This is a genomic window from Nocardia australiensis, from assembly GCF_020733705.1.
Taxonomy (GTDB): Bacteria; Actinomycetota; Actinomycetes; order Mycobacteriales; family Mycobacteriaceae; genus Nocardia; species Nocardia australiensis.
Map to the genome: position 1 here is coordinate 489,591 of NZ_JAJFZM010000002.1, position 20,365 is coordinate 509,955.

17 protein-coding genes are annotated in these 20,365 nt (G+C 62.3%); 11 read left to right on the plus strand and 6 right to left on the minus strand.

The window, feature by feature from the left end:
* The first annotated feature begins 17 nt into the window (after positions 1-17).
* Positions 18-1,274 (plus strand): NAD(P)/FAD-dependent oxidoreductase, encoded by a 1,257-nt coding sequence (locus tag LKE06_RS17090; protein ID WP_228000151.1) that lies wholly within the window; start codon positions 18-20, stop codon positions 1,272-1,274.
* Positions 1,275-1,365: 91 nt separating this feature from the next.
* On the opposite strand, the gene LKE06_RS17095 is transcribed toward LKE06_RS17090, so the two are convergent.
* Together LKE06_RS17095 and LKE06_RS17100 are read right to left on the minus strand one after the other, a co-directional pair.
* The gene (locus tag LKE06_RS17095) at positions 1,366-2,163 is read right to left on the minus strand and encodes an alpha/beta hydrolase (protein WP_228000152.1); all 798 of its coding nucleotides are present in this window, start codon (positions 2,161-2,163) and stop codon (positions 1,366-1,368) included.
* Positions 2,160-2,417: a hypothetical protein gene (locus LKE06_RS17100; RefSeq protein WP_228000154.1), complete on the minus strand. Its 258-nt coding sequence runs from the start codon at positions 2,415-2,417 to the stop codon at positions 2,160-2,162. Before LKE06_RS17100 ends, LKE06_RS17095 begins: the two co-directional genes overlap by 4 nt.
* 224 nt (positions 2,418-2,641) lie before the next feature.
* On the opposite strand from LKE06_RS17100, the gene LKE06_RS17105 reads away from it, so the two are divergent.
* The 3 genes from LKE06_RS17105 to LKE06_RS17115 are packed head-to-tail and all read left to right on the plus strand — an operon-like array spanning position 2,642 to position 5,614.
* The gene (locus LKE06_RS17105; protein WP_228000155.1) at positions 2,642-3,496 is read left to right on the plus strand and encodes a tryptophan 2,3-dioxygenase; all 855 of its coding nucleotides are present in this window, start codon (positions 2,642-2,644) and stop codon (positions 3,494-3,496) included.
* A gap of 2 nt (positions 3,497-3,498) precedes the next feature.
* Complete coding sequence (locus tag LKE06_RS17110) at positions 3,499-4,734, plus strand: kynureninase (protein ID WP_228000157.1); 1,236 nt, start codon at positions 3,499-3,501, stop codon at positions 4,732-4,734.
* Positions 4,712-5,614 carry a PaaX family transcriptional regulator gene (locus LKE06_RS17115; protein ID WP_228000159.1) on the plus strand — a complete coding sequence of 301 codons (903 nt, stop codon included), beginning with the start codon at positions 4,712-4,714 and terminating at the stop codon, positions 5,612-5,614. Before LKE06_RS17110 ends, LKE06_RS17115 begins: the two co-directional genes overlap by 23 nt.
* Before the next feature lie 27 nt (positions 5,615-5,641).
* Here LKE06_RS17115 and LKE06_RS17120 read toward each other — a convergent pair whose 3' ends face one another.
* A complete protein-coding gene (locus LKE06_RS17120; RefSeq protein ID WP_228000161.1) occupies positions 5,642-6,427 on the minus strand; it encodes an IclR family transcriptional regulator in 786 nt (261 codons plus the stop codon).
* 236 nt (positions 6,428-6,663) lie between these two features.
* On the opposite strand from LKE06_RS17120, the gene LKE06_RS17125 reads away from it, so the two are divergent.
* From LKE06_RS17125 to LKE06_RS17155, 7 genes are all read left to right on the plus strand, one after another.
* Positions 6,664-7,398, plus strand: a complete 735-nt coding sequence (locus LKE06_RS17125) for a hypothetical protein (RefSeq protein ID WP_228000162.1) — start codon at positions 6,664-6,666, stop codon at positions 7,396-7,398.
* Positions 7,399-7,410: 12 nt separating this feature from the next.
* Entirely contained in the window at positions 7,411-9,471 is a 2,061-nt protein-coding gene (locus tag LKE06_RS17130) for a hydantoinase/oxoprolinase family protein (RefSeq protein ID WP_228000164.1), read from the plus strand.
* On the plus strand, positions 9,468-11,198 hold the full coding sequence (locus LKE06_RS17135; RefSeq protein ID WP_228000166.1) for a hydantoinase B/oxoprolinase family protein: 1,731 nt from the start codon (positions 9,468-9,470) through the stop codon (positions 11,196-11,198). Before LKE06_RS17130 ends, LKE06_RS17135 begins: the two co-directional genes overlap by 4 nt.
* Positions 11,191-13,035: a hydantoinase B/oxoprolinase family protein gene (locus tag LKE06_RS17140; RefSeq protein WP_228000167.1), complete on the plus strand. Its 1,845-nt coding sequence runs from the start codon at positions 11,191-11,193 to the stop codon at positions 13,033-13,035. The genes LKE06_RS17135 and LKE06_RS17140 overlap by 8 nt, the downstream gene beginning before the upstream one ends.
* A gap of 26 nt (positions 13,036-13,061) precedes the next feature.
* On the plus strand, positions 13,062-14,078 hold the full coding sequence (locus LKE06_RS17145; protein WP_228000169.1) for a succinylglutamate desuccinylase/aspartoacylase family protein: 1,017 nt from the start codon (positions 13,062-13,064) through the stop codon (positions 14,076-14,078).
* A gap of 102 nt (positions 14,079-14,180) precedes the next feature.
* Entirely contained in the window at positions 14,181-15,383 is a 1,203-nt protein-coding gene (locus LKE06_RS17150; protein ID WP_228000171.1) for a M20 metallopeptidase family protein, read from the plus strand.
* 415 nt (positions 15,384-15,798) lie between these two features.
* On the plus strand, positions 15,799-15,948 hold the full coding sequence (locus LKE06_RS17155; protein WP_228000173.1) for a hypothetical protein: 150 nt from the start codon (positions 15,799-15,801) through the stop codon (positions 15,946-15,948).
* Positions 15,949-15,984: 36 nt separating this feature from the next.
* Here LKE06_RS17155 and LKE06_RS17160 read toward each other — a convergent pair whose 3' ends face one another.
* From LKE06_RS17160 to LKE06_RS17170, 3 genes are all read right to left on the minus strand, one after another.
* A complete protein-coding gene (locus LKE06_RS17160) occupies positions 15,985-16,914 on the minus strand; it encodes a recombinase family protein (RefSeq protein ID WP_443678131.1) in 930 nt (309 codons plus the stop codon).
* A gap of 172 nt (positions 16,915-17,086) precedes the next feature.
* Entirely contained in the window at positions 17,087-19,771 is a 2,685-nt protein-coding gene (locus tag LKE06_RS17165; protein WP_228000176.1) for a DUF4132 domain-containing protein, read from the minus strand.
* A complete protein-coding gene (locus tag LKE06_RS17170) occupies positions 19,772-20,161 on the minus strand; it encodes a hypothetical protein (RefSeq protein WP_228000178.1) in 390 nt (129 codons plus the stop codon).
* Positions 20,162-20,365 lie beyond the last annotated feature (204 nt).

A 20,365-nucleotide genomic window follows, 5' to 3' on the forward strand; every position in this document is an offset into this window, starting at 1 on the left:
GCTAGAAGAGGTAGGCAATGTTCCAGGAGATCAACGCGCCCAGGCGAGTCGTCGTTGTCGGCGCCGGAATGGTCGGGCTGTCGACCGCATGGTTCCTACAGGAGCGCGGAGTCGAGGTCACCGTCCTGGATCGCAAGGGTATTGCGGCAGGGGCGTCGTGGGGAAACGCTGGCTGGCTCACGCCCGGTATCAGCACACCGCTACCGGAGCCGGCCGTTCTGCGCTACGGTTTGCGCGCCGCACTAAGCGCTACTTCGCCGGTGTACGTCCCACCGACCGGCAACGTGCGGCTCATCAAGTTTCTGGCCTCCTTCGCGCGGCATAGCACGACCAAACGCTGGCGCGCCGCCATGGAATCCTTGGTCGCCATCAACCGCTGCGCCCTGTCCAGCTTCGATTCTCTCGTGGACGGCGGAGTGAGAGGGCAGACGGAGGAGGCCGAGTCGTTCCTCGCCGCATACCGCACGACGGAAGAACGTGCCGTCCTCCTCGAGGAGTTGGAACATATCCAGGCCGCTGGCCAGCAGATCGCGTTCGACGTTTTGTCCGGCGATGACGCGCGCGAGGTAGAACCGTCATTATCGGATGAGGTCGGCGCGGCAATCCGACTGCGCGGCCAGCGATTCATCAATCCGGGTGATTTCGTGCATCGGCTTGCTGATGCGGTCCGGCAACGTGGCGGGACCATCCGTGAGGACGCCGAAGTGACGTCCGTCGAGGACGATGGCCGGACCTTGCAGGTCGGCATAGGCGACGGCTCGACGGAATCGTTCGACGCGATCGTCCTCGCCACCGGTACCTGGCTGGGCGATCTGGCCAGGCAGTTCGGGGTCAAAACCGTCGTCCAGGCTGGTCGCGGCTACAGTTTCAGCGTCGCGATGGAGCACGTCCCGTCCGGACCTGTCTACTTCCCCTCACAACGGGTGGCCTGCACTCCCTTGCTGGGCCGTCTGCGCGTCGCCGGAATGATGGAGTTTCGCAAGCCGGAGGCAGCGCTGGACCAGCGCCGCATCGGGGCGATTGTGGACGCCGCGCGGCCACTGCTGCGGGGCGCCGACCTCGACTCCCGCACAGACGAGTGGGTGGGTTCGCGGCCCTGCACTCCGGACGGGCTCCCGTTGATCGGCGCCACCCGATCACCTAGGGTCTTTGTCGCGGGTGGGCACGGCATGTGGGGCATCACGCTGGGGCCGGCCACCGGACGACTGCTCGCGGAATCCATCGTCACCGGTCACCTTCCCACGGAACTTGTGCCCTTCGACCCGCTGCGATGACGAGCACCGTGCTTCTCCCAGAGTGTCGACGTTCGCCTGATTCGCCGCTGCCGAACAGCATCTCTGATCTTCGAGCACATACGGCCGCGCGTCATCGGCCCGAGTGGACGACCAACCAGTTCAGGGCGTCTACGACGGTGCGCCAGGCATCGGTGTGCGGGTCGATGAGTTCGAAGTGACCGGCAGCGGGAATCGACCACAGGTGCACATTCGTGCCGCCATGGTCGAGCAGGTTACGATGCGCTTCGCTGTAGGCGAAGGGAACATCATCGTCCTGGTGACCGTGCACGAGGGCGGTCGGGATGTAGGTGGAACCGAGGGCGGCCGGATCGATTTCGGTGGTGTATGGATGCGCGCCCAGCAGCTCCGCGGCCGCGTCACCGCCGATCCGGTTGGACAGGGCATCAGCGATGCTGCCGACCCCGGCGAGTGAGAGCACGCCGGCGAGCGCCGGATCGGCACGGTACCAGGGCGACGTGTCTGGCAGGCGGTGGCGGGCCGACGCCCAGAGCGCGAGGTGGCCGCCTGCGGAGTGCCCGGCGCTGATGATCGGTGTCGTGGTGGTGATCCCGCAGCCCTCGGAGACGAGCCGAGGCAACGAATCCATGGCCCGCGCGATGTCGTCGAAGGTCTCCGGGTATTCGCCGCCGCGTCGGTATTCCACGTTGGCCACGGCGTAACCCTCCTGTGCCAGGGCAGCGGCGAGTGGTTCGGTGTGGTGCCGATCGTATGCGCCGCGCCAGAACCCACCGTGCAGGAACAAGACGACCGCGCTCGGCGTCTGCTCGGGCAGCCAGACGTCCGCGAGCTGCTGCTCTTGGTAGCCGTACCGCAGCGTCTGTTGCGGCGGTGGCACGGCGCGTCTAAGCAGGTCCGCCAGGGTGCTCATGGCTTCCATCGCCGATGTGCGGTGACCGGGGCTCCTTCCCGAATCAGTTCGAGGCGGGGTCGGGGTCCGTCGGTGCGTCCCGTCGGCGGTTTCCAGCTGCCGCCCTGAAACTGTTGCGGCCACTGCGCCTCGGGACCGGTGCACTCCTGGTCTGCGGCGGCATGCAACGTCCACTGCGGGTCGTAGAGATGGGGGCGACCGAGTGCGACCAGGTCGGCACGGCCGGCCAGCACAGTGAGGCCAAGTGCCGACATGAGATCTCCCGAGTGCTAGACACTGACATCCTTACCGTATGGCGGATTACGTACTGACGTCAATGGAACGATAGATGCGAGTGGAAGTCGCGCAAAGCGGTGACAGTCCGCCGCCACGACCTGGAAGTCGTGTCACAACTCTAGCGGGCGTCAATATTTTGTAATACCGTGTTCGATGCCGAAGACGACTTGATGACTTAGATGAGAGATGACGAGGAATCACCATGGCAGTCGAAGGCAACACCCGCCCACTCGAGCAGGAGATCGTGACCGACTTCTCCTCGCGTATGAGTTACGACGCCTACCTTCACCTGGACACGCTGCTGAGCGCCCAGCGCCCGGTCAGTCGCCCAGAGCATCACGACGAGCTCCTGTTCATCATTCAGCACCAGACCACCGAGCTGTGGCTGAAGTTGGTGCTGCATGAAACGCGCGCGGCGCGAGCGGCACTCGACAACGATGACATCGGGGTGGCGCTGAAGTGCGTCGCGAGGGTCAAGCACATCCAGAAGACCCTTACCGAGCAGTGGTCGGTACTGGCAACGCTCACTCCCACCGAGTACACCGAGTTCCGGGAGTTCCTGGGGAACTCGTCGGGCTTCCAGTCGCACCAGTACAGAGCGGTGGAGTTCATCCTCGGTAACAAGAACGCGGGCATGCTGAGGGTGTTCGAATCGGACCCCGCGGCCCACGACGAACTCGAAACACTCCTCCACGAGCCGAGTCTTTATGACGCGTTCTGGCGTTACTTGTCCCGCGCCGGCCTCGATGTCCCCCACTCGACGCTCGCCCGCGACGTTAGTCAGGCCTACGTTCTCGACCCGAATCTGCTTCCACTCGTCAAAGAGATCTACGAGACCCCGAACAAATACTGGTCGGTGTATGAGGCGTTGGAAGAACTCGTCGACCTCGAGGAGAACTTCCAGCTGTGGCGGTTCCGCCATATGCGTACGGTGCTGCGCACGATAGGCATGAAGACCGGTACCGGCGGGTCGAGCGGTGTCGGGTTCTTGCAAAGCGCACTCGACCTCACTTTCTTCCCGGAACTTTTCGCCGTACGCACAGAGATCGGACGTTGATCATGACCATCGCGTCTGCCGCCCTCGTCAAACGTGCCGATGAACTCGACGCGGCTGACCCCCTGAGCGAGTACCCGGCCCAATTCCTCGGAAGCGACGACCCGGAGGTCGTCGCGTATCTGGACGGCAACTCCCTGGGCCGGCCCACACGGGCGAGCGCGGACCGACTCGCCACGTTCGTCTCCGACGCGTGGGGGCGAAGGCTGATCCGGGGTTGGGACGAGGATTGGTTCGACATGCCGCTGAGGCTCGGCGACCGGCTCGGGGCGGCAGTGCTGGGGGCGGCCGCAGGTCAGACCACGATCGGAGATTCGACGACGGTCCTGCTGTACAAGCTGGTCCGCGGCGCCCTCGCTATGCGCCCGGATCGAACCGAGATCGTCCTCGACCGCGATAACTTCCCCACCGACCGATACCTGCTCGAGTCGATCGCCGAAGACCATGGGTTGACGTTGCGGTGGATCGAGCCCGACTTCCGCGGCGGTGTCACCGCCGCCGAGGTGGCCGACGCGGTGTGTGAGCGAACTGCGCTGGTGGTGCTCAGTCACGTCGCCTACCGGTCCGGGTATCTCCTCGACGTCCCTGCGATCGGTGCGGCGACACACAGCTCGGGGGCGCTGCTGCTGCTCGATCTCTGCCATTCGGCGGGCTCGGTGGAGATTGAACTCGACTCGTGGAGTGTGGATTTCGCGGTAGGGTGCACGTACAAGTACCTCAGTGGCGGTCCCGGCTCGCCGGCGTTCGCCTACGTTGCCGCTGCGCACCTCGACAACTTCGTGCAGCCGATTTGGGGCTGGATGGGCCGCGACACCCCGTTTGACATGGCGCAAGGGTACGTTCCGGCTGCGGGGATCCGCCGGGTGATCAGCGGCACCCCCGCGATTCTCGGGATGATCCCGATCCAGGACACCCTCGAAATGATCGAGGATGCCGGTATGCCCGCGATCCGTGCGAAGTCGGTGTCGCTCACCGAGTACGCGCTGGACCTGGTGCAAGACTGCCTGGTTCCATTCGGTGTCGCGGTGTCGTCGCCGCTGGAGTCCGCCCGCCGGGGCGGGCACGTGACGATTGACCACCCGCAGTTCCGCGATATCACCGCACGGCTCTGGCAGCGCGGGGTCATCCCCGACTTCCGTGGGCCCGAGGGAATTCGGCTGGGGATGAGCCCGCTGAGTACCACCTTCAGTGAAGTACTCGCCGGGGTGGTGGCGATCGGTGACGAACTCACAGCATCCTGACGGCCGGTTCAGCTCGGGGGTCCCTGACCGGGGGTGGCCCGCCGTTGCGGGCGCCGTACTAGACGACATCGACTCCAGAGCTGGGAGTGCGACATCGCTGGTACGCACGGTGCTCGGCGCTTACGTCCGCGATCTCGGTGGCTGGATCGCGATCGCGGATCTCACCATGCTGTTGTCGGCACTCGGGGTGCCGGCGCAGAGCACCAGGACCGCGGTGACCAGGCTCAAAAGCAAGCGGGTGCTGCACTCGGAGTGCCGCGATGGGAACAATGGCTACGGCCTCACCGCCGCGGCGGAGGCGATGTTCGTGCGCGGGGATTCGCGAATCTTCGGGTTCCGGCAGATGGCCCCGGGCGACGCCTGGCGGCTGATCTCGTTCGGTATCCCGGAGTCTGAACGTGCTGCCCGACATCAGCTTCGGCGTCGGCTGGCGTCGATCGGATGCGGCACTGTCTCGGCGGGGTTATGGATCTGCCCCGAGTACCTCGCGGTGGAGGCGGCAGCGATCGTGACCGCCCTCGGACTCGACGCGCACATCACCACTTTCCTCGCCACCGAATTCGACGTGCCCGGCACGCTGCGGGATGCGGTCTCGCAGTGGTGGGACTTAGACAGCCTCGCTGAACGTCACCGCACCTTCCTCGATCATCGCGGCCACGCTATCGACGACGACTCGACCGACGGGCGCGACGCGTTCGCTCGTTTCGTTCCCCTCCTGGACGAATGGCGGATCATCCCGTACGTGGACCCGGGCCTGCCCGACGAGATGCTGCCCTCTGATTGGCCCGGACCTGACAGTGTCCAGCTCTTCACCGACGCGCGGCGGCGGTACCTCGAACCGAGTCGACAGTGGGTGCGGACGTTGGTCATCAGTCGGTAGCCGCGGTACGCAGCACGAACAACTCACTCACGGCTGATTCTCTACGGCGCCGCGGGTCGCCCCATTCAATATCCTTTCGAGTTCCTGGGTGGCCGTCATCAACTCAGCCTCAACCTTCGACATGGTGACCTCATCGAACTCGCTCGCGAGACTGACTACAGTCAACGCGCAGGTCGGGCGCCCGCCTGGTGCCAGGACGGCACGACCTACATCGGCAATCACGGTCGCAGAGCCTCGCTGCTCGGCGAAGCCGGCTTTTCGTGCAGCCTCGATCCTCCTGCGGAGCTCGGTGCCATGTTCCGACTCACGACTCGAGGTCTCGGCCATGCGCAGGTATGGAGTCGCAGCAATGTCGTCAAGTGCGGCGACGAGAGCCAGTGCGCCGGCAGACTCGTCAACTCGAAGAAGCTGTCCGTGCCGGTCCACTATCGACTGAAGTCGAGGGGGTCGTACGACATCGATGATCCGTGCCCGGTCAATGGTAAGGATCTGCAGGTTGACCATCATCGATGTTCGGTCGGCCAGGCTCTGCAGGACAGGTCGGCTGAGTACCAGAAGAGCGTTCACTCCTGCGGCGAAGGACAAGTGGAGAAGCGCGGTGCCAGGCAAGTAATGGTCGCCATCGCGTAGCACCCAGCCGCGGCGCACCAGGTCGAGGACAACCTTGTACGCAGTGGCGCGGTGGAGGCCCACGAGGTTGGCCAGATCGATAAGCCTCAGCGGTCCATCGGCTGTCGCCACGGCCTCGACGATGTCGAGGGCCTTGTCGACGGCCGAGCCCTTCCCTTGGCTCGAACTGGCATCTGTCGGCATCCGTCGTACTCCTCATCCATGAACGAGTTCCATTTTGGCGTTCGTTTTCCTTGACGCCATCATACGATGTTGTTACTGTCGCAACAGACGTTGGCCCACAGGAAACACGCCGCCGATGAAGTTCTCTTACTCTCGCCACTCGATCTGGAGGTTCGTGGTGAGAGCCATCAACGATTTGGCTGGCCCTTGTCAACAGCCATCTCACACACCAGTCGACTACCGAGGAAATGTGAAACATGAGTTCAGTCAACAGAATGATCGGCCACGTCATCGTGCTCACGTCGCCGACAGAGATGATCGAAATATCGGACCGCTTGGAGAAAGTTGGTTTCTCATTCGGGAATGAGGTTGTCGAGCAGGTTGCCGGGATCAAGTCACGGATGCTGCCAATCCACGGCGGCGGATTTATCGAACTCGCCAGCGAACTATCACCGGGTTCGTTTCTAAAGGGCAAGGTTTTTGACCGAACACCGCGGATCTTTGCCGTTACATACACGACAGACGATGCGGGCGGCGAACTCGCTCGATGGCGTCAGTTGCCCGGACTCGAACACGCGAGCGCGCAAGTCGGCTCGTGGAAACGTGAGGACGGCACAATGGGGCACTACCTGGGAGTCGCGCCAACCCCTCCGGTAGGCGAGATATTCTTCGGCCTCCGCGACAGCTTCATGTTTCCCCCTCCTTATCTCGAAGTAGCCGATACCGCACCGCGGATCAGTCGGATCACCGTCACTGGCCCAGACGCTGAAAGCTGGCGAACTCGGCACGAAGAACTCTTTTCCTTGCCGGAGCGAGATGGCGTCCTGCACGCAGGCCCGACCGAGTTGATCTTCGAGCAGGAGACCGGACTCAGCACAGAAATCGCTCTAACGCTCTCCGTGCCACGAGTGGATGTCGATATCGAATTGACTTCTGGCCGTATTCGATTCGTATCGGACGCTGATTATGCAGCCACGAGTACAGAACGCTGAGAGGGCATCACAATGGGGCACACCATAGCCGTCGATGTCGGCGGAACCTTTACCGATGTGGTTGCCACGGATGGTAACGGAGTCTTTACCGGGAAGGTGCCTTCTCGCCCACACGACGAGTCGACCGCCGTACTCGAGGCGGTCAAGATCGCCGCAGAGCACTACGGGCGGTCTCAGACGGATCTGCTTCAGAACACTGAATTCCTGATCCTCGGAACGACCGTTGTCACCAACGCGATGCTGGAGTACAGCGGCGTTCCGACTGGTCTGATCACGACGAAAGGTTTCCGCGACGTTCTAGAAATACGTCGCGGGTACAAGGAAAGCTTATTCGATCTGTCTCTGCCGGCACCACACCCCATCGTCCGGCGGCGTCACCGCAAGGGTGTTGCGGAGCGCATCGACTACACCGGGCAGGTCGTAGTTCCGCTCGATGAGGAAGAGGTGCGTGAGGCGGTCAGGGAACTGAAAGCCGAGGGCATCGAATCCGTCGCGGTATGCCTCCTGTTCTCTTTCACAAACGACGTTCACGAGCGCCGGATCGCGGAGATAATCGGTGAGGAGCATCCAAAGTGCTTCGTGACCCTCTCCTGCGACGTGTTACCTCAGATCCGAGAATTCGAGCGCGTCAGCACGACGGTCGTCAATGCGTATACGAGTCCATTGTTGAAGGAGTATCTGGGGAAACTCGATGTGGGTCTGCGTTCCGCAGGTTTCGCTGGCGAACTGGTCGTCATGCAATCCAACGGCGGCATTATGGACGTTGGCTATTCGACCGAGCATGGGGTCGACGCAGTGCTCTCCGGTCCGGCCGGAGGAGTGGTGGCGGCGGTCGCTCTCGGCGAGCGCTCCGGCTACCGCAACATCATGACCGCCGATATGGGTGGCACCAGCTACGATGTCTGTCTGATCCACGACGGTAAACCCGAGATAGGCGTTGAGAACTGGATCAGCCGCTACCGGGTCGACGTACCGTTGGTCGACATTCACACAATCGGTTCCGGTGGAGGATCCATCGCCTGGGTCGATAGCGGTGGCGCGTTGCGAGTCGGGCCCGAAAGCGCAGGCGCTCAGCCCGGACCGGCCTGCTACGGCCGGGGCGGTACACGCCCAACAGTGACCGACGCCAACCTCCTGCTTGGTTTTATGGATCCGGACCATTTCATGGGCGGAAAGGCGACGTTGGACCGAGCGGCATCCGAGGCGGCATTCGAAGAACATGTAGCGAAACCCCTTGGACTATCGGTCATCGATGCCGCAATCGGCGTGTACCGGATCGCGAATAGCGACATGTCCAACGCTTTGCGTTACGTATCAGTGAAGAGAGGCCGTGATCCCAGAGATTTCGCCCTGATGGCATTCGGTGGGGCAGGCGCGATTCATGCGGGGATCCAGGCCGGTGATCTCGGAATCAAAACCGTTCTCGTGCCACGCAATGCTGCTGTGCTCAGCGCGTTCGGAGGAATGGTCGCCGACTTCAAGGTCTCTCGCGTGAAGTCCTTTATCCGCTCCGCCGAATCTGTCGATCCGGTAGAGCTGACGGAGGCATTTCAACATATGCACGATGAAGCCGAAGGTGCCCTGCCAACAGCAGAGACGACCAGGCTCGAGCGCTCTCTCGACATTCGCTACGAAGGGCAAACGCGGGAGGTTATCGTCCCGCTGCCGACGAGAACGCGAAAGGTTTCTGAAGTCAGTATTTCCCGCGCGATTGCGGAGTTTCACGAACTCCACCGACAGCTGTACGGCCACAACCAACCCGATCAACCGGTTCAGATCGTATCAATCCGAGTTGAGGTTACCGGACTGCGCAACGTGGCGGGGCTCGCCAATCCTCGCAAGTTCGAGGATGACGATGCTTCTTTCGCGTTGATAGGCCACCGTGAGGTGTACTTCGAGCGTCGCGGGGGGTTCACTCGTACCCCGATTTACGACGGACCGCTGGTGCAGCCCGGAAATGTAATCACCGGCCCCGCTGTGGTGCACGAGCCGGGGACAACCATTGTCGTTGGCGACGGGCAGGAAGCAATACTGGATCAGTTCGAGACTTACGTCATTGAGGTTGTGCAATGATGGCCGCCATTGGGGACAGTCGGCCGGCGCTGGCGACGTCCCAGATCGATCTCGAAATTCTACGGACGCGAATCATCGCCTGCACTGAGGAGCTCGCAGCGAGTTTGGCTTCCGCGGCACCGATCTCCGAGATGAGTCAGGCGAGCCAGTTCGTCGTTGCGATCGCCGACACGGACGGCAACGTCGCGGCCATCGACGACGCTCAGCAGCTCGGCTCCATCGAGCGAACAGTCGGGCACGTGATCGAATATTTCAAATTCGACTTGGGCGACGGCGACGTGGTCTTGACCAACGACCCATACATAGGCGGTACGAGGGTTCAAGAAGTCACCCTTGTCGCGCCACTCATCATCGGGGGAGAGCTCGTGCTCTATCTCGCGGTGGGTGTTCACTTACGCGATATGGGTGGCCAGCTTGGTGGGAACCTTTACCCGGACGCCACCGAGATTCTTGCCGAGGGCGTCCTGGTAACGCCGATGAAGGTTCAGCGAATGGGCCGTCCTGTCCGCGACGTACTCGGCGTATTCCTGCTGAACGGGCGCCGCCCTGATGAAACGCGGTCGTCGTTGCGGACCGCGATCGCGACTCTCGAACTCGGACAGCAACGATTGGGCGACCTAGTCTCGAGCTACGGGCACAATGCGGTGGTCGAGGCACTCCAGTACAGCCAGGATTACACGGAGCGCCTCGCCAGGCGTGTGTTCACCACGTGGACACCGGGATCCCACGACGGTGGTAGGTGCCTGTCATTGTCAGGTACGTCGGACACTCCCATTAATGTCCGGCTCACCGCCACTGTCGAGGATGGAACGGTGACGTTGGACTTTAGCGACTCCGACGATCAGCGTCCCATGTTCGTCAATTGTCCGGTGGGCGTGACTGCGTCACGGTCCTATTCCGTAATACTGACCATGTTGGCCGGTGGAGTCCCACCTAACAGCGGATTATCGCGAGTTGTACACGTACGCACGCGGCCGGGATCCGTTGTCCATCCAGTTTTTCCCGCCCCCTGTGGTTGGGGAAACATTCACTGCGGCAACGAGATTGCTGATGCGGTCGCCGAAGCGTTATCACACGCATCCGAACAAGCATTGGGATCGCTCAGTGTTCCGCGCCCACTCATACTGTGCCGGCAGAAAGACAACCGAAGCGATCAGACAGATCTCGGTGTTTGGGGAATTGGTGGCGCCAGCGCGTCGGCCCAAGGCAGCGGCTGGGGACCACCGCGTCTGTCAGCACGGGCGCAACTCCAATCGATTGAGCAGTGGGAGACAGAAACGGGGCTGGGTCTGCAGGTCCAGTGTCAAGAATTCGCGCAGGACAGTGGTGGCGCGGGTGAGCACGTCGGTGCGCCTGGCGTGGATACAGTGATTGCCCTCGCTGGTGACCGCTTGTACACGCTGTGGACCGACGCTTCCTCTCCGGTAAGAGGGGTAGCCGGGGGGTTGCCTGGAGGCGGTATGGAGATCGCGTTTCACACTACCGACGGGTGGATTCCCGCCCCGCCGTCCGCCAGCGAAAGCACCATCTCCGCAGACTTCCTCCGCCTGCGCCTCGCTGGCGGCGGTGGGTACGGATCCCCCCGGGATCGCGCGCCCGCCTCAATCGAAGACGACTTGGCAGACGGACTCATTTCTGAAACCAGTGCGCGAGAGATCTATCAGTTGGCGCTCAACCATCCAGATGGTGTCGGCGCGCCGATGGAAGGAAGCGATCACAATGACTGACGTCATCACCGCAGAGATCATCCGCAATTGTTTCGACGCGATAGCCGATCAGGTTTATGAAAGCATGTGTCGAACGTCGCCGAATCCCGGAGTTAACGAAGGGAAGGACTGCGGCGCCGGGCTTTACAGCTACGATGGCACCCCGGCAAAGCTGGTATCCAGGGCAGGCGTGGTCGCACATTCGTTCGCTGGTGTTTCCTCGGCCCAGGCCTGTCTATATTTCTTCCGTGGTGATCTGTCCGCGGGCGACGCACTCCTGGTGGCAGACTCATATCACGGGGGTAGTCATCTCGGCTGCTGGACTGTTGTGGTTCCGATGTTCTTCAACGGCCGACCACGTTTTCTCGCCGCCGGTCGTCTGCACGTGATGGACCAAGGGGGTCCAGCTCCCGGCGCCGCGAACCCGCTGTGCCGCGAAATCTGGCACGAGGGTCTGCGTCTGTCTCCGCTGAAGCTATACGAGCGAGGAGAACGCCGTCGCGAAGTCTGGGATTGGCTCCTAGCCAACAATCGGCTGCCCGATGTGCTCGAGGCCGATATCGAGGCCATGATCGGCGCCTGTCGCATCGGTGAGCACCGTGTTAGGGAGCTGGTTGACCGGTACAGCCTTGATATCGTCGAGGACTCCCTGGAGTGGGTCTTCAGCTACTCGGAGCGCAAGTTCCGCGATCAAGTTCGGTCCTGGCCCGATGGCGTGTACTCAGCTGACTTCTTCGTTGATACCGATTATGCGGATCGGCGCGATCTCAAGATCAGTGTGGCCGTAAGTATCGACGGTGACCAGATGTCGTTCGATTTCACAGGCACAGATCCTCAAACGGATGGCGTGGTCAATAGCGTTGCAGCGAACACGATTGCCAACATCTGCGTTGCACTTTCAGTGCTGTGCCCTGATGTCCCGATCAACTCGGGGCTGTTCGAATCCATCGCTATTAACCTGCCCGAGGGGTCGTTGGTAAATCCGAGATCCCCGGCGGCAACTACACTTGGTACTATTGTGGCCGGCGGCCAAGTCGCGCAGGTAGTAATGAAGGCCTGCGAACAATTCATTCCGGAACGAGTTGGGAATGTCTCCCTCGATACGGCGAATACGTACGTTCTGGGTATCGACGAGCGTGAGCATCGCTTTCTTACCCATTCGTCGAAGAACCCGAGAAACTTTCTCTTCTGGGACTCCTCGATGGTCGCGATGGACAACAGTGCGACCTATGGAGTCGATGGCTGGGGAGGATGGGCAACGCCGTTCAGTGTCGCCAGCCCGGTAAATCACGAGTTCAGCGAGGTCCAGTACCCCACGCTGTATACGCAAGCCGAATACTCCACGGACTCAGCAGCTCCTGGACAGTGGCGTGGTAGTCCGGCCTATGTGATGCGAAGGGTCGAGCGAGGGGCCAGCGGAACCTTTGCGATCTTTAACTCGCAATCACTCATACATCCATTACCCGGTTATGTAGGGGGCTTTGAAGGGTCCGGAAACTTCTGCGTAATAGGTGAAGGGCGCCCGGACGAGGCGATCTGCGGCGAGTTCCCAGTCGCTCAGCCATATGACCCCGAAGGCGTCATTTTCTCACAGAGCGGCGGAGGTGGAGGGTGGGGCAATCCGCTCGACCGCGCCCCGCAATCCGTCTTGGACGACGTTCTTGACGAGTATGTCTCTGTCGACGGCGCCCGTCGTGACTACGGAGTGGTAGTCGACACCCAGATGTGGATCGTCGACGCCGAAGCGACCGCCGCAGAGCGCAGTAGGCAACGTTCCGCGACGACTCCACGGACGCGTCGCGGTGTCGGTCGGGAGTGGACGATCCAACGAACAGGAATAGCGCACCGCGTCAACTGACACGGATCAGAACGAAGGGCGAGTAGATGGAAGAATTTATTCTTGGAGGGTTGTCGGTCGCACCCGGCACGATCGCCAAGGGAACGCTCGGCAACGTCAGATTGGCGGCCGGGACGAAAGTCGGGTCTCCGGTGGTCGTGGCACATGGTACCGAGCCGGGGCCGGTCTTGCTTGCGACAGGGGCGGTGCACGGAAACGAGGTTGTTGGCACGGCCGCCCTGTTGGCAACTCTGAAGCACATAGACGTGACCCGGTTGCGAGGCACCCTTATCGCGATCACGGTGGCGAATCCGCTTGCCTTCGAAAACGCTACGTACGCGTCGCCGTACGATCAACTCCACATGGCGATGCCGCTGCTCTGGCCGAGTATGCCTGACGGAATGATCACGCAGCGGTTGGCGGCAAGCCACAAGGTGGCATTCGACCAAGCTACTCATTACCTAGATCTGCATGGAAATGCAGACCCCTCCTTCCCCATCGTGATGCTGTATCCAGACCAAGCAGCCGACGACACAATCCGCGCTGAACAACGGCGGATGGCCGACGCTACGGGTCTGACCCAGGTCATCATGCGCGAACCACCGGATAGCAGCGGGTCATTGGTCGGCTCCATAGCCGGACAACCGGCAGCGACGGCCTCCGCACACAACGTTGCAGGTCTCATGCTCGAACTAGTCTCACGCCAGTCGACATCCGCCGCGGAGTTGGGTCGGGTCGCGGTGATGAACGTCATGCGTGTCCTCGGCATGCTTGACACTGAGGCTGAGGCGCAGCCGACACCAAAGCTCGACGGCGAATTCGAATATCGCGGCGGCGTCGTGAACAACAATGCCGGCCTGTTTTGGCCAAAGCACAGTCCTGGCACATTGGTCGAAGCCGGCACGGTGATCGGCGAAATTACGGACGTATGGGGAGAACGAGTGGAGCAGGTAACAATTCCTGCCACCGGCTTTGTCTGGGGATATCTGGGCACGCTCTACGGCGACGTGACGATGGCACTTCCGGAGGGCAGTCTCATCGGCTTCTCTGCTGCGGCCATGTGAATTCACGACCAACCTGACATAAGCGCGTCGACAGGCCGGATAGCTGAGGACATGCGCGCGGCCAAAGGCAGGACAACACACTAACCGACTGAGGTGGACCACATGGGCCTGTTGGAAGACGCAGATACTTTGAAATCCGAGCTCATCGAATTACGTCGGGCAATTCATCGAGATGCCGAAATCGGCCTAGACTTACCGCGTACTCAAGAGAAGCTACTAGCAGCCCTGCATGGGTTGCCGCTCGAAATAACCTCTGGTGCAGCCGGATTGACATCGATTGTCGGCGTGCTACGCGGAAGGTCGCGCGATCGATCGGTGTTGTTGAGGGCCGACATGGACGCATTGCCCATGACCGAGCGGACCGGTCTTGACTTTGCCTCCACTAATGGGGCGATGCATGCGTGCGGGCACGATCTGCACTGTGCCATGCTAGTCGGTGCGGCCCGGTTACTTTCCGCTCGTCGCGACGAGCTCGACGGCGACGTCATATTCATGTTCCAGCCTGGCGAAGAGGGGTTCGACGGTGCGGGCCGTATGCTCGACGCTGGTGTATTGGACGCTGCGGGCCAACGACCCGAGGCCGCCTACTTCCTGCACGTGATTACTTCGACATATCCGAGCGGAATGGTCACCGTTCGTCCCGGCCCAATGTTATCTGCTGCCGACAGCCTCCGTGTCACAGTCGTTGGTGCAGGTGGGCACGGGTCCAGTCCCCATCTAGCGAAGGACCCGATCGTAGTCGCGGCCGAGATCGTGACCGCACTCCAGAGTCTGATTACCCGTCAATTCGATGCGTTCGACCCCGTCATTCTGACCGTCGGTAGTTTCCACAGCGGCACTCAACAGAACATCATCCCGGTAAGTGCCACGTTCGAGGCCACCGTTCGAACCTTTTCTCCCGCGAACCAGAAGGCTATCGCGGATCGCGCAATTCGGCTGTGTCGCGGTATCGCCGATGCCCACGGTCTTCACACAGATGTCGACTGGGAAACCCTTTACCCAGTTACCGTCAATGACCCTGACGAGGCCACATTCCTCGCAGACGCTGCCGTCGAACTGTTTGGCAGTGGCGCGGTGAAAATCCTCGATAATCCTTACACCGCGTCGGAGGACTTTTCCCGCATTCTGCAGGAGATTCCCGGTGCTGTCGCGCTGCTGGGGGCCACGCCTGCCAATCGTGATCCAGCAACGACCGCGAGCAACCACTCTCCCGAGGCGATCTTCGACGAAGGCGTTCTGTCGCGAGGGGTTGCGCTCTACACACAACTTGCCATCGGAAGACTTCGCGCCCCCGACAAGCGGTAGTTGGGATGCGACCGGAATACGGCAGAAACCTGCCGTCAGACCATTATCCGGTGAGACCCGGTGCCGATGCGGCGGACAGCACTGAGCCGGTCTGTGATGCGGTCGGTGGATCGGCGGGCGGTTCCCACCGGAAGGGGCTAGCCTCGGCGGGGTGAGCGACGGCGGTGGCAGAACTGGTACCCGACTTCCGAGATCGGATACTTCACCGACATTGTGCGTGAAGGGATCTCGATCACGGTCGGCCAGATCGAACTGTTCGAGCCTGCGGTCGCGCAGCCGTACCGGTTGGACGACGCAACGGTGGACCACGCGATGCAGGTCGATGAGAACAGCGCGAGGACCAGGTGCTGTTCCGCAACCAGGCCGAACGCTGGGCCGGTGAAGTGGCCACGACTCAGGAAAGGGAGCGCTGGCAATGTATGTGGCCGCGCTCGATGAGCTCGACCGGCTCACCGATGATGTTCTGAAGATGTGCTCCATGCTGGCGGGCCAGACCATCGAGAAACTCTTGGCCAAGTCCGACTTGGAAGCGGGACTGGAAGCGCTCGGGATACCTCGCGGCTGAAGCCTGCCGCGTCGGCGTGGGAAGTAACGATGAGAATCAGCCCGCTCTCGATGCGGCTTGGTCGTGGTCTCGCAGTAGCCGCAGGACTGTGGCTGGGGAGGGGTGCTGGCCTTTCTTCTTGCCCTTAGCGATGACGAGGCGGGTGGCGATCTCGCGGAGGCTGTGGTTGTGCTCGCGCAGGTGCAGTGCCATGGACAGCATTGCGTCGTCGGCGACGGCGGCGCCGCCGATGGCCTTGCCGCGTTTGCGGGCGGATTCATGGCGTTCGAGGGTGCGGTCGCGGATGTATTCGCGTTCCATGCCGGACAGGGCTGCCAGCACGGTGAACACGACCCCGGACGGGTCGTGGGAGCCTTGCAGCTCGCCGGTGAGGAATTCCAGGCCGATGCCGGAGGCTTTCAATTGCTCGGCGAGGGCGACGAGCTCGATTCCGCGGCCGAGGCGTTTGTGTTCGTGCACGACGAGGGTAACCGCGACACCGGAGGCGCGCAGTTCCCGAGCGAGGGCGACGGCGTTGTCCAGTTCGGGGCGGGTGGTGGCGCGGGTGGAGACCTTCTCGGCGAAGACCCGGCCGACGTCGGCAGCCCGCAGGAAATCCAGCTGGGTGTCCAGGGATTGGCGGGCGGTGGAGGCGCGGGCGTAGCCGATTCGCACGTGCCGAGCCGGCTCTGTCCCGGCCGCGGGTGGGCGCGGCAGCTCGACCCAGGCGGATCCGGGCTTGCGCAGTGCCGGGGTGGGGACGTTGAGAACCTTGGCCAGCGAGAGCACGAGACGGAACCGGGCGGTGTGGTACTGGGCGGCGACTTTGCCCCTACCGGTCCGACACGCGGACCCGGCCGGGGCGGCGCAGGTCGACATGGGACAGTCGTGGGCTTCCACCAAGAGGAAATCGTCATCGGTCGCCCTCGGAATAGTTTCATGTATGTGTTTCACGCTGCAAGTCAGATGAAACGGCCTATGAAACACGGAACGCCCCGGACATTCCCAGGTCGGGGCCCTGTTTCATAGGTGACCGCCTATGAAACGCCCCCGCCCCATCCTCGTCTTGGGTGAGGTAAGGATCGTGTAGGAGCGGAAGTGCGCCACGAGATGGCAATCGGTGCACTGAGTTCGACCAACTGTCACGCCTGAAGCATTGTCACGGGAGTTGGCTCAGGACGGTTGGGTCGGCGATTTTTGTGTCGTTGGCCAGAAGCAGGGCTTTGCTGAGGATCACCGACAGAATCCGGTCACCGTCGAACGGCAGGAACGAGTCCGGTTCGGTTGTTCGCGCCGAGGGGACGATGCACAGGTAGCGGTTATTGGGGTCGATCAGGACGTTTCCTGAGCCCAGGTGGATCCGATACGAATGCTTAGTACCTCGCACGTGCAGGAATCTGTCTTCCACGGTGCATTGGTGGCCGATGGCCAGTCGGGGCAGCAGCCTGGTCAGCAGGTCACGTCTGGTTTGTGCAGTCTGGTTCAGGTCGCCGAAACTGTAGTCGGTCCAGTAGTCGGCGAACCTGCCGTTCGGACCACCGTCGTACCATGTCGGATCGTTGCCGATGCTGGCCACACCGACGAACAGGTCCACGTCGCGCAGTACTTCGCTCAGGACCAGTTCGGGCACGTCCGACAGTGGCAGTGGCTCGGCCGACCCATGGAAGCCGCCATGGAAAGCGCTGTTGGCAAGGTTCTGTGGTGCGTCGATCGGGTAGAACCGCACCTGGTCGGTGCGCAGGCGTAGGTAGCTGCTGGACTCCGTGATGTCGACGTCCCCAATGTCGTCGCGGTCGCCCTCCACCCAGTATTCCGCGCGCACACCCCACTGCGGCAGTTCACGGGTCGGTGGCGGCACGGAGGTGTCGGCATCCAGCAAGAGCTTGTTGCGCCAGCCCCGGACAGCGGCCAACGCGTGGAACTGGTGTTGGCGCAGGATGTGCGCCGCGAAGCGGTTCGAGTAGGTACCGGTGTGGCGTTCTGCATCGGTGAGTAGGTAGACCTCGCGATGGGTTTGTTTGAACGGCTGCCGGATATTCTTGCATTCCAACCAGTCTCGCCATGCGAGGATCTCCTCCGTCGAGCGACCGAGCGGGTGCCACAGCTCCACGACGTCACCACCCACCGGGTTGTCCGCCACGTCGCGCAGCGCGCCGTCTGCGTAGCCGCAAGTGACCCCGTCGACTGTCCACAACAAACGGCGGGCGATCGTGCCCACCAAGGGGTGGTCGATGTAATACTCCCGCCACGAGGGGTAATCCCAGGTGCGGCGCTCCAGGAACTGGCGATCCAGCCGTTCGACTTGGGCGGTCAGCATCTTGCCGATGTCCTTGGCCGCCGCCTCGAGTTCTTTCAATTCCTCGGCATGGTCGCGTTTCACCGCGGCCGGGACGCTTTTCACCGGTTTGCTCGTGAACCAGCACAGCACCGCCTTGGTGCCGTCCACGGTCACCGTCGCCGACACGGCGCCGAATGCGAATTCCGCCGTGCCTACCGACGTCAGGCCGTAGGTGGGCACGGCCATCTCCTCGATCTGAGTGCGGGTCAGCCCGAGCGCGTGTGCCTTGGTCTCCAGCGCGGCGTTGATCAGCTTCAACGTGCCCTTGTAAGTCACAGTGGCGGCCAGGCGGGCCAGCTCACCCAGCGCCGCCTCGCTGCTCACCTGGCTCAGAGCGTAAACACCGGCGTTGGCCATCTTCGGGTTACGTGGTCCCAGACCCTTGATTTTGCGCAGCGACGTTTCCACCAGGCCGCCCAGGATGCGGGCAGTCGTCGGCTGCGGGGGCCGATACGTCAGCAGCCACAGCAGACCGCGCACCGCGTTCGCGTTGAACGGGTCGTACTCATCGTTGAGGCCGGGATCTTCGGCGAGACGATGCCGCAGCGGTAATGTCCTGGGTCGGCCCACCAGTTCCAACAACGAGAGCACCTTCTCGTCGAAGGAATCCACCTTCGCCAGCAGCGCTCGACCGGTCTTTTCCCACTTGGCGTTCGGTCTTCCCATCGTGGCGGTTGTGGCGAAGGCCAGCAGGTCGTGCCAACCCGGAGACGAGCACGCCAACTCCAGTGCTCGGTCCGCCCATTGCTCACCCACATTGACCACTGGTTCGGGGCATTGCCGGGCGACCTCTGCAACACGAGAGTCCTGGTACCTCTCGCAGGCTCCGCGGCGGTACACCGCGACGACCTCAGGGCTCAAGATACGTCCTGACGCCAGTTCCGCTAGGGCCAGAGATGAGTCGATCGCGAAAAGGCTTAACCTGCCGTGGTGGTTCGACAGGGTTTCCAGCACTGCTCGCCGTTCTTCGACCAGGATCGGCAAGGTGGGTGCGACGGTCGACGCCAGGAGCAGCAGAGAGTGCTGCTCGCGCTCCGAAGCGGTAGGGAACGCAACCGCGCAAGCGCGAGCAAGCCGTTCGACCGTCTCGGTCGGCAGTTCACGCACCTTGGCGAACAGGGCATGCCATAAGGCATTGTCGGACGCCATATGGGAGGACTCGGCGATCTGGTGTACCCGCACAATCTCGGCGCACAACCTGCCCATATCGTCCGCAGCGATGGCATCGAGGACCGCTGTCTTGTACTTGGAAGGGACGATGCTCCCCTGCAGATAGTTGATCCCGTGTCGGATGTGCTCGGAAGCGGCCGGGGCCGCTGCGGCGCAAACGCGAGCCAACCGCTCGGAGGTCTCGTCTGGCAAGACGCGTGCCATGTTCGATACCGCACCCCACACGTATTTGTCGGTCTTCGTCTGATACGCCTGCAGATATGCGTCGAAGAAGGCGTCCATATCGTCCGCGGCGATGGCGGACCGCGCCGCGGTCTCGTACTCGGACCTCGACATTCAGCCACCCACCAATGCGACGAGCTTCAGGAATGTGATTTCCACACCCAGTGGCAGCGCGACCACCTCGTCCAACTCCTCGATCTGTCGATCACCGACCAGGACCACGAAACCGTTGCGCCCGAAAGCCTGCAACGCCGCCTCGCACTGGCGTTCCGGATCGACACGACCAGTCGTGCGGAACCCGCCGCGCACCACCTCGGCATCTGCCGGCCGTACCAGACCACGAAAGGCACCACGAGACGCGCCGCCATTGTGTTCGGCGACCTCCTGGAATACCCGCCGCCGGATGATCTCCCGCAGTGACAGCCGCTCCTCGGTCACCTCGAACATCCAGCCGTCGTCGCGACCCCCGGATGCCGTTTCGTCGACGACCTTCACACTCACCATGACGATAGGGTAGGCACGACCCCTGACAGAACTCGAGAGCAGTTTCCCACCAGTGGCCTGCTCCAAGAATTCGTCGCTGCCCCGGTGCCGGCTCGGCCGAGGTCGAACGCGCGCCACGGCTGATGGCCGCTGGGACAGCGTTTACACCCCGGACAGAGGCCATCAAGATACTTGCGAATAAGCCTCCCGCTCTCGATTCAGATC

Bases quoted from the DNA above. Each gene is read 5' to 3' on its own strand.
- LKE06_RS17100 (WP_228000154.1), bottom strand. From the start codon at position 2,417: ATGTCGGCACTTGGCCTCACTGTGCTGGCCGGCCGTGCCGACCTGGTC.
- LKE06_RS17090 (WP_228000151.1), top strand. From the start codon at position 18: ATGTTCCAGGAGATCAACGCGCCCAGGCGAGTCGTCGTTGTCGGCGCC.
- LKE06_RS17155 (WP_228000173.1), top strand. From the start codon at position 15,799: ATGTATGTGGCCGCGCTCGATGAGCTCGACCGGCTCACCGATGATGTT.
- LKE06_RS17110 (WP_228000157.1), top strand. From the start codon at position 3,499: ATGACCATCGCGTCTGCCGCCCTCGTCAAACGTGCCGATGAACTCGAC.
- LKE06_RS17130 (WP_228000164.1), top strand. From the start codon at position 7,411: ATGGGGCACACCATAGCCGTCGATGTCGGCGGAACCTTTACCGATGTG.
- LKE06_RS17125 (WP_228000162.1), top strand. From the start codon at position 6,664: ATGAGTTCAGTCAACAGAATGATCGGCCACGTCATCGTGCTCACGTCG.
- LKE06_RS17135 (WP_228000166.1), top strand. From the start codon at position 9,468: ATGATGGCCGCCATTGGGGACAGTCGGCCGGCGCTGGCGACGTCCCAG.
- LKE06_RS17105 (WP_228000155.1), top strand. From the start codon at position 2,642: ATGGCAGTCGAAGGCAACACCCGCCCACTCGAGCAGGAGATCGTGACC.
- LKE06_RS17120 (WP_228000161.1), bottom strand. From the start codon at position 6,427: ATGCCGACAGATGCCAGTTCGAGCCAAGGGAAGGGCTCGGCCGTCGAC.
- LKE06_RS17140 (WP_228000167.1), top strand. From the start codon at position 11,191: ATGACTGACGTCATCACCGCAGAGATCATCCGCAATTGTTTCGACGCG.
- LKE06_RS17165 (WP_228000176.1), bottom strand. From the start codon at position 19,771: ATGTCGAGGTCCGAGTACGAGACCGCGGCGCGGTCCGCCATCGCCGCG.
- LKE06_RS17170 (WP_228000178.1), bottom strand. From the start codon at position 20,161: ATGGTGAGTGTGAAGGTCGTCGACGAAACGGCATCCGGGGGTCGCGAC.
- LKE06_RS17150 (WP_228000171.1), top strand. From the start codon at position 14,181: ATGGGCCTGTTGGAAGACGCAGATACTTTGAAATCCGAGCTCATCGAA.
- LKE06_RS17145 (WP_228000169.1), top strand. From the start codon at position 13,062: ATGGAAGAATTTATTCTTGGAGGGTTGTCGGTCGCACCCGGCACGATC.
- LKE06_RS17095 (WP_228000152.1), bottom strand. From the start codon at position 2,163: ATGAGCACCCTGGCGGACCTGCTTAGACGCGCCGTGCCACCGCCGCAA.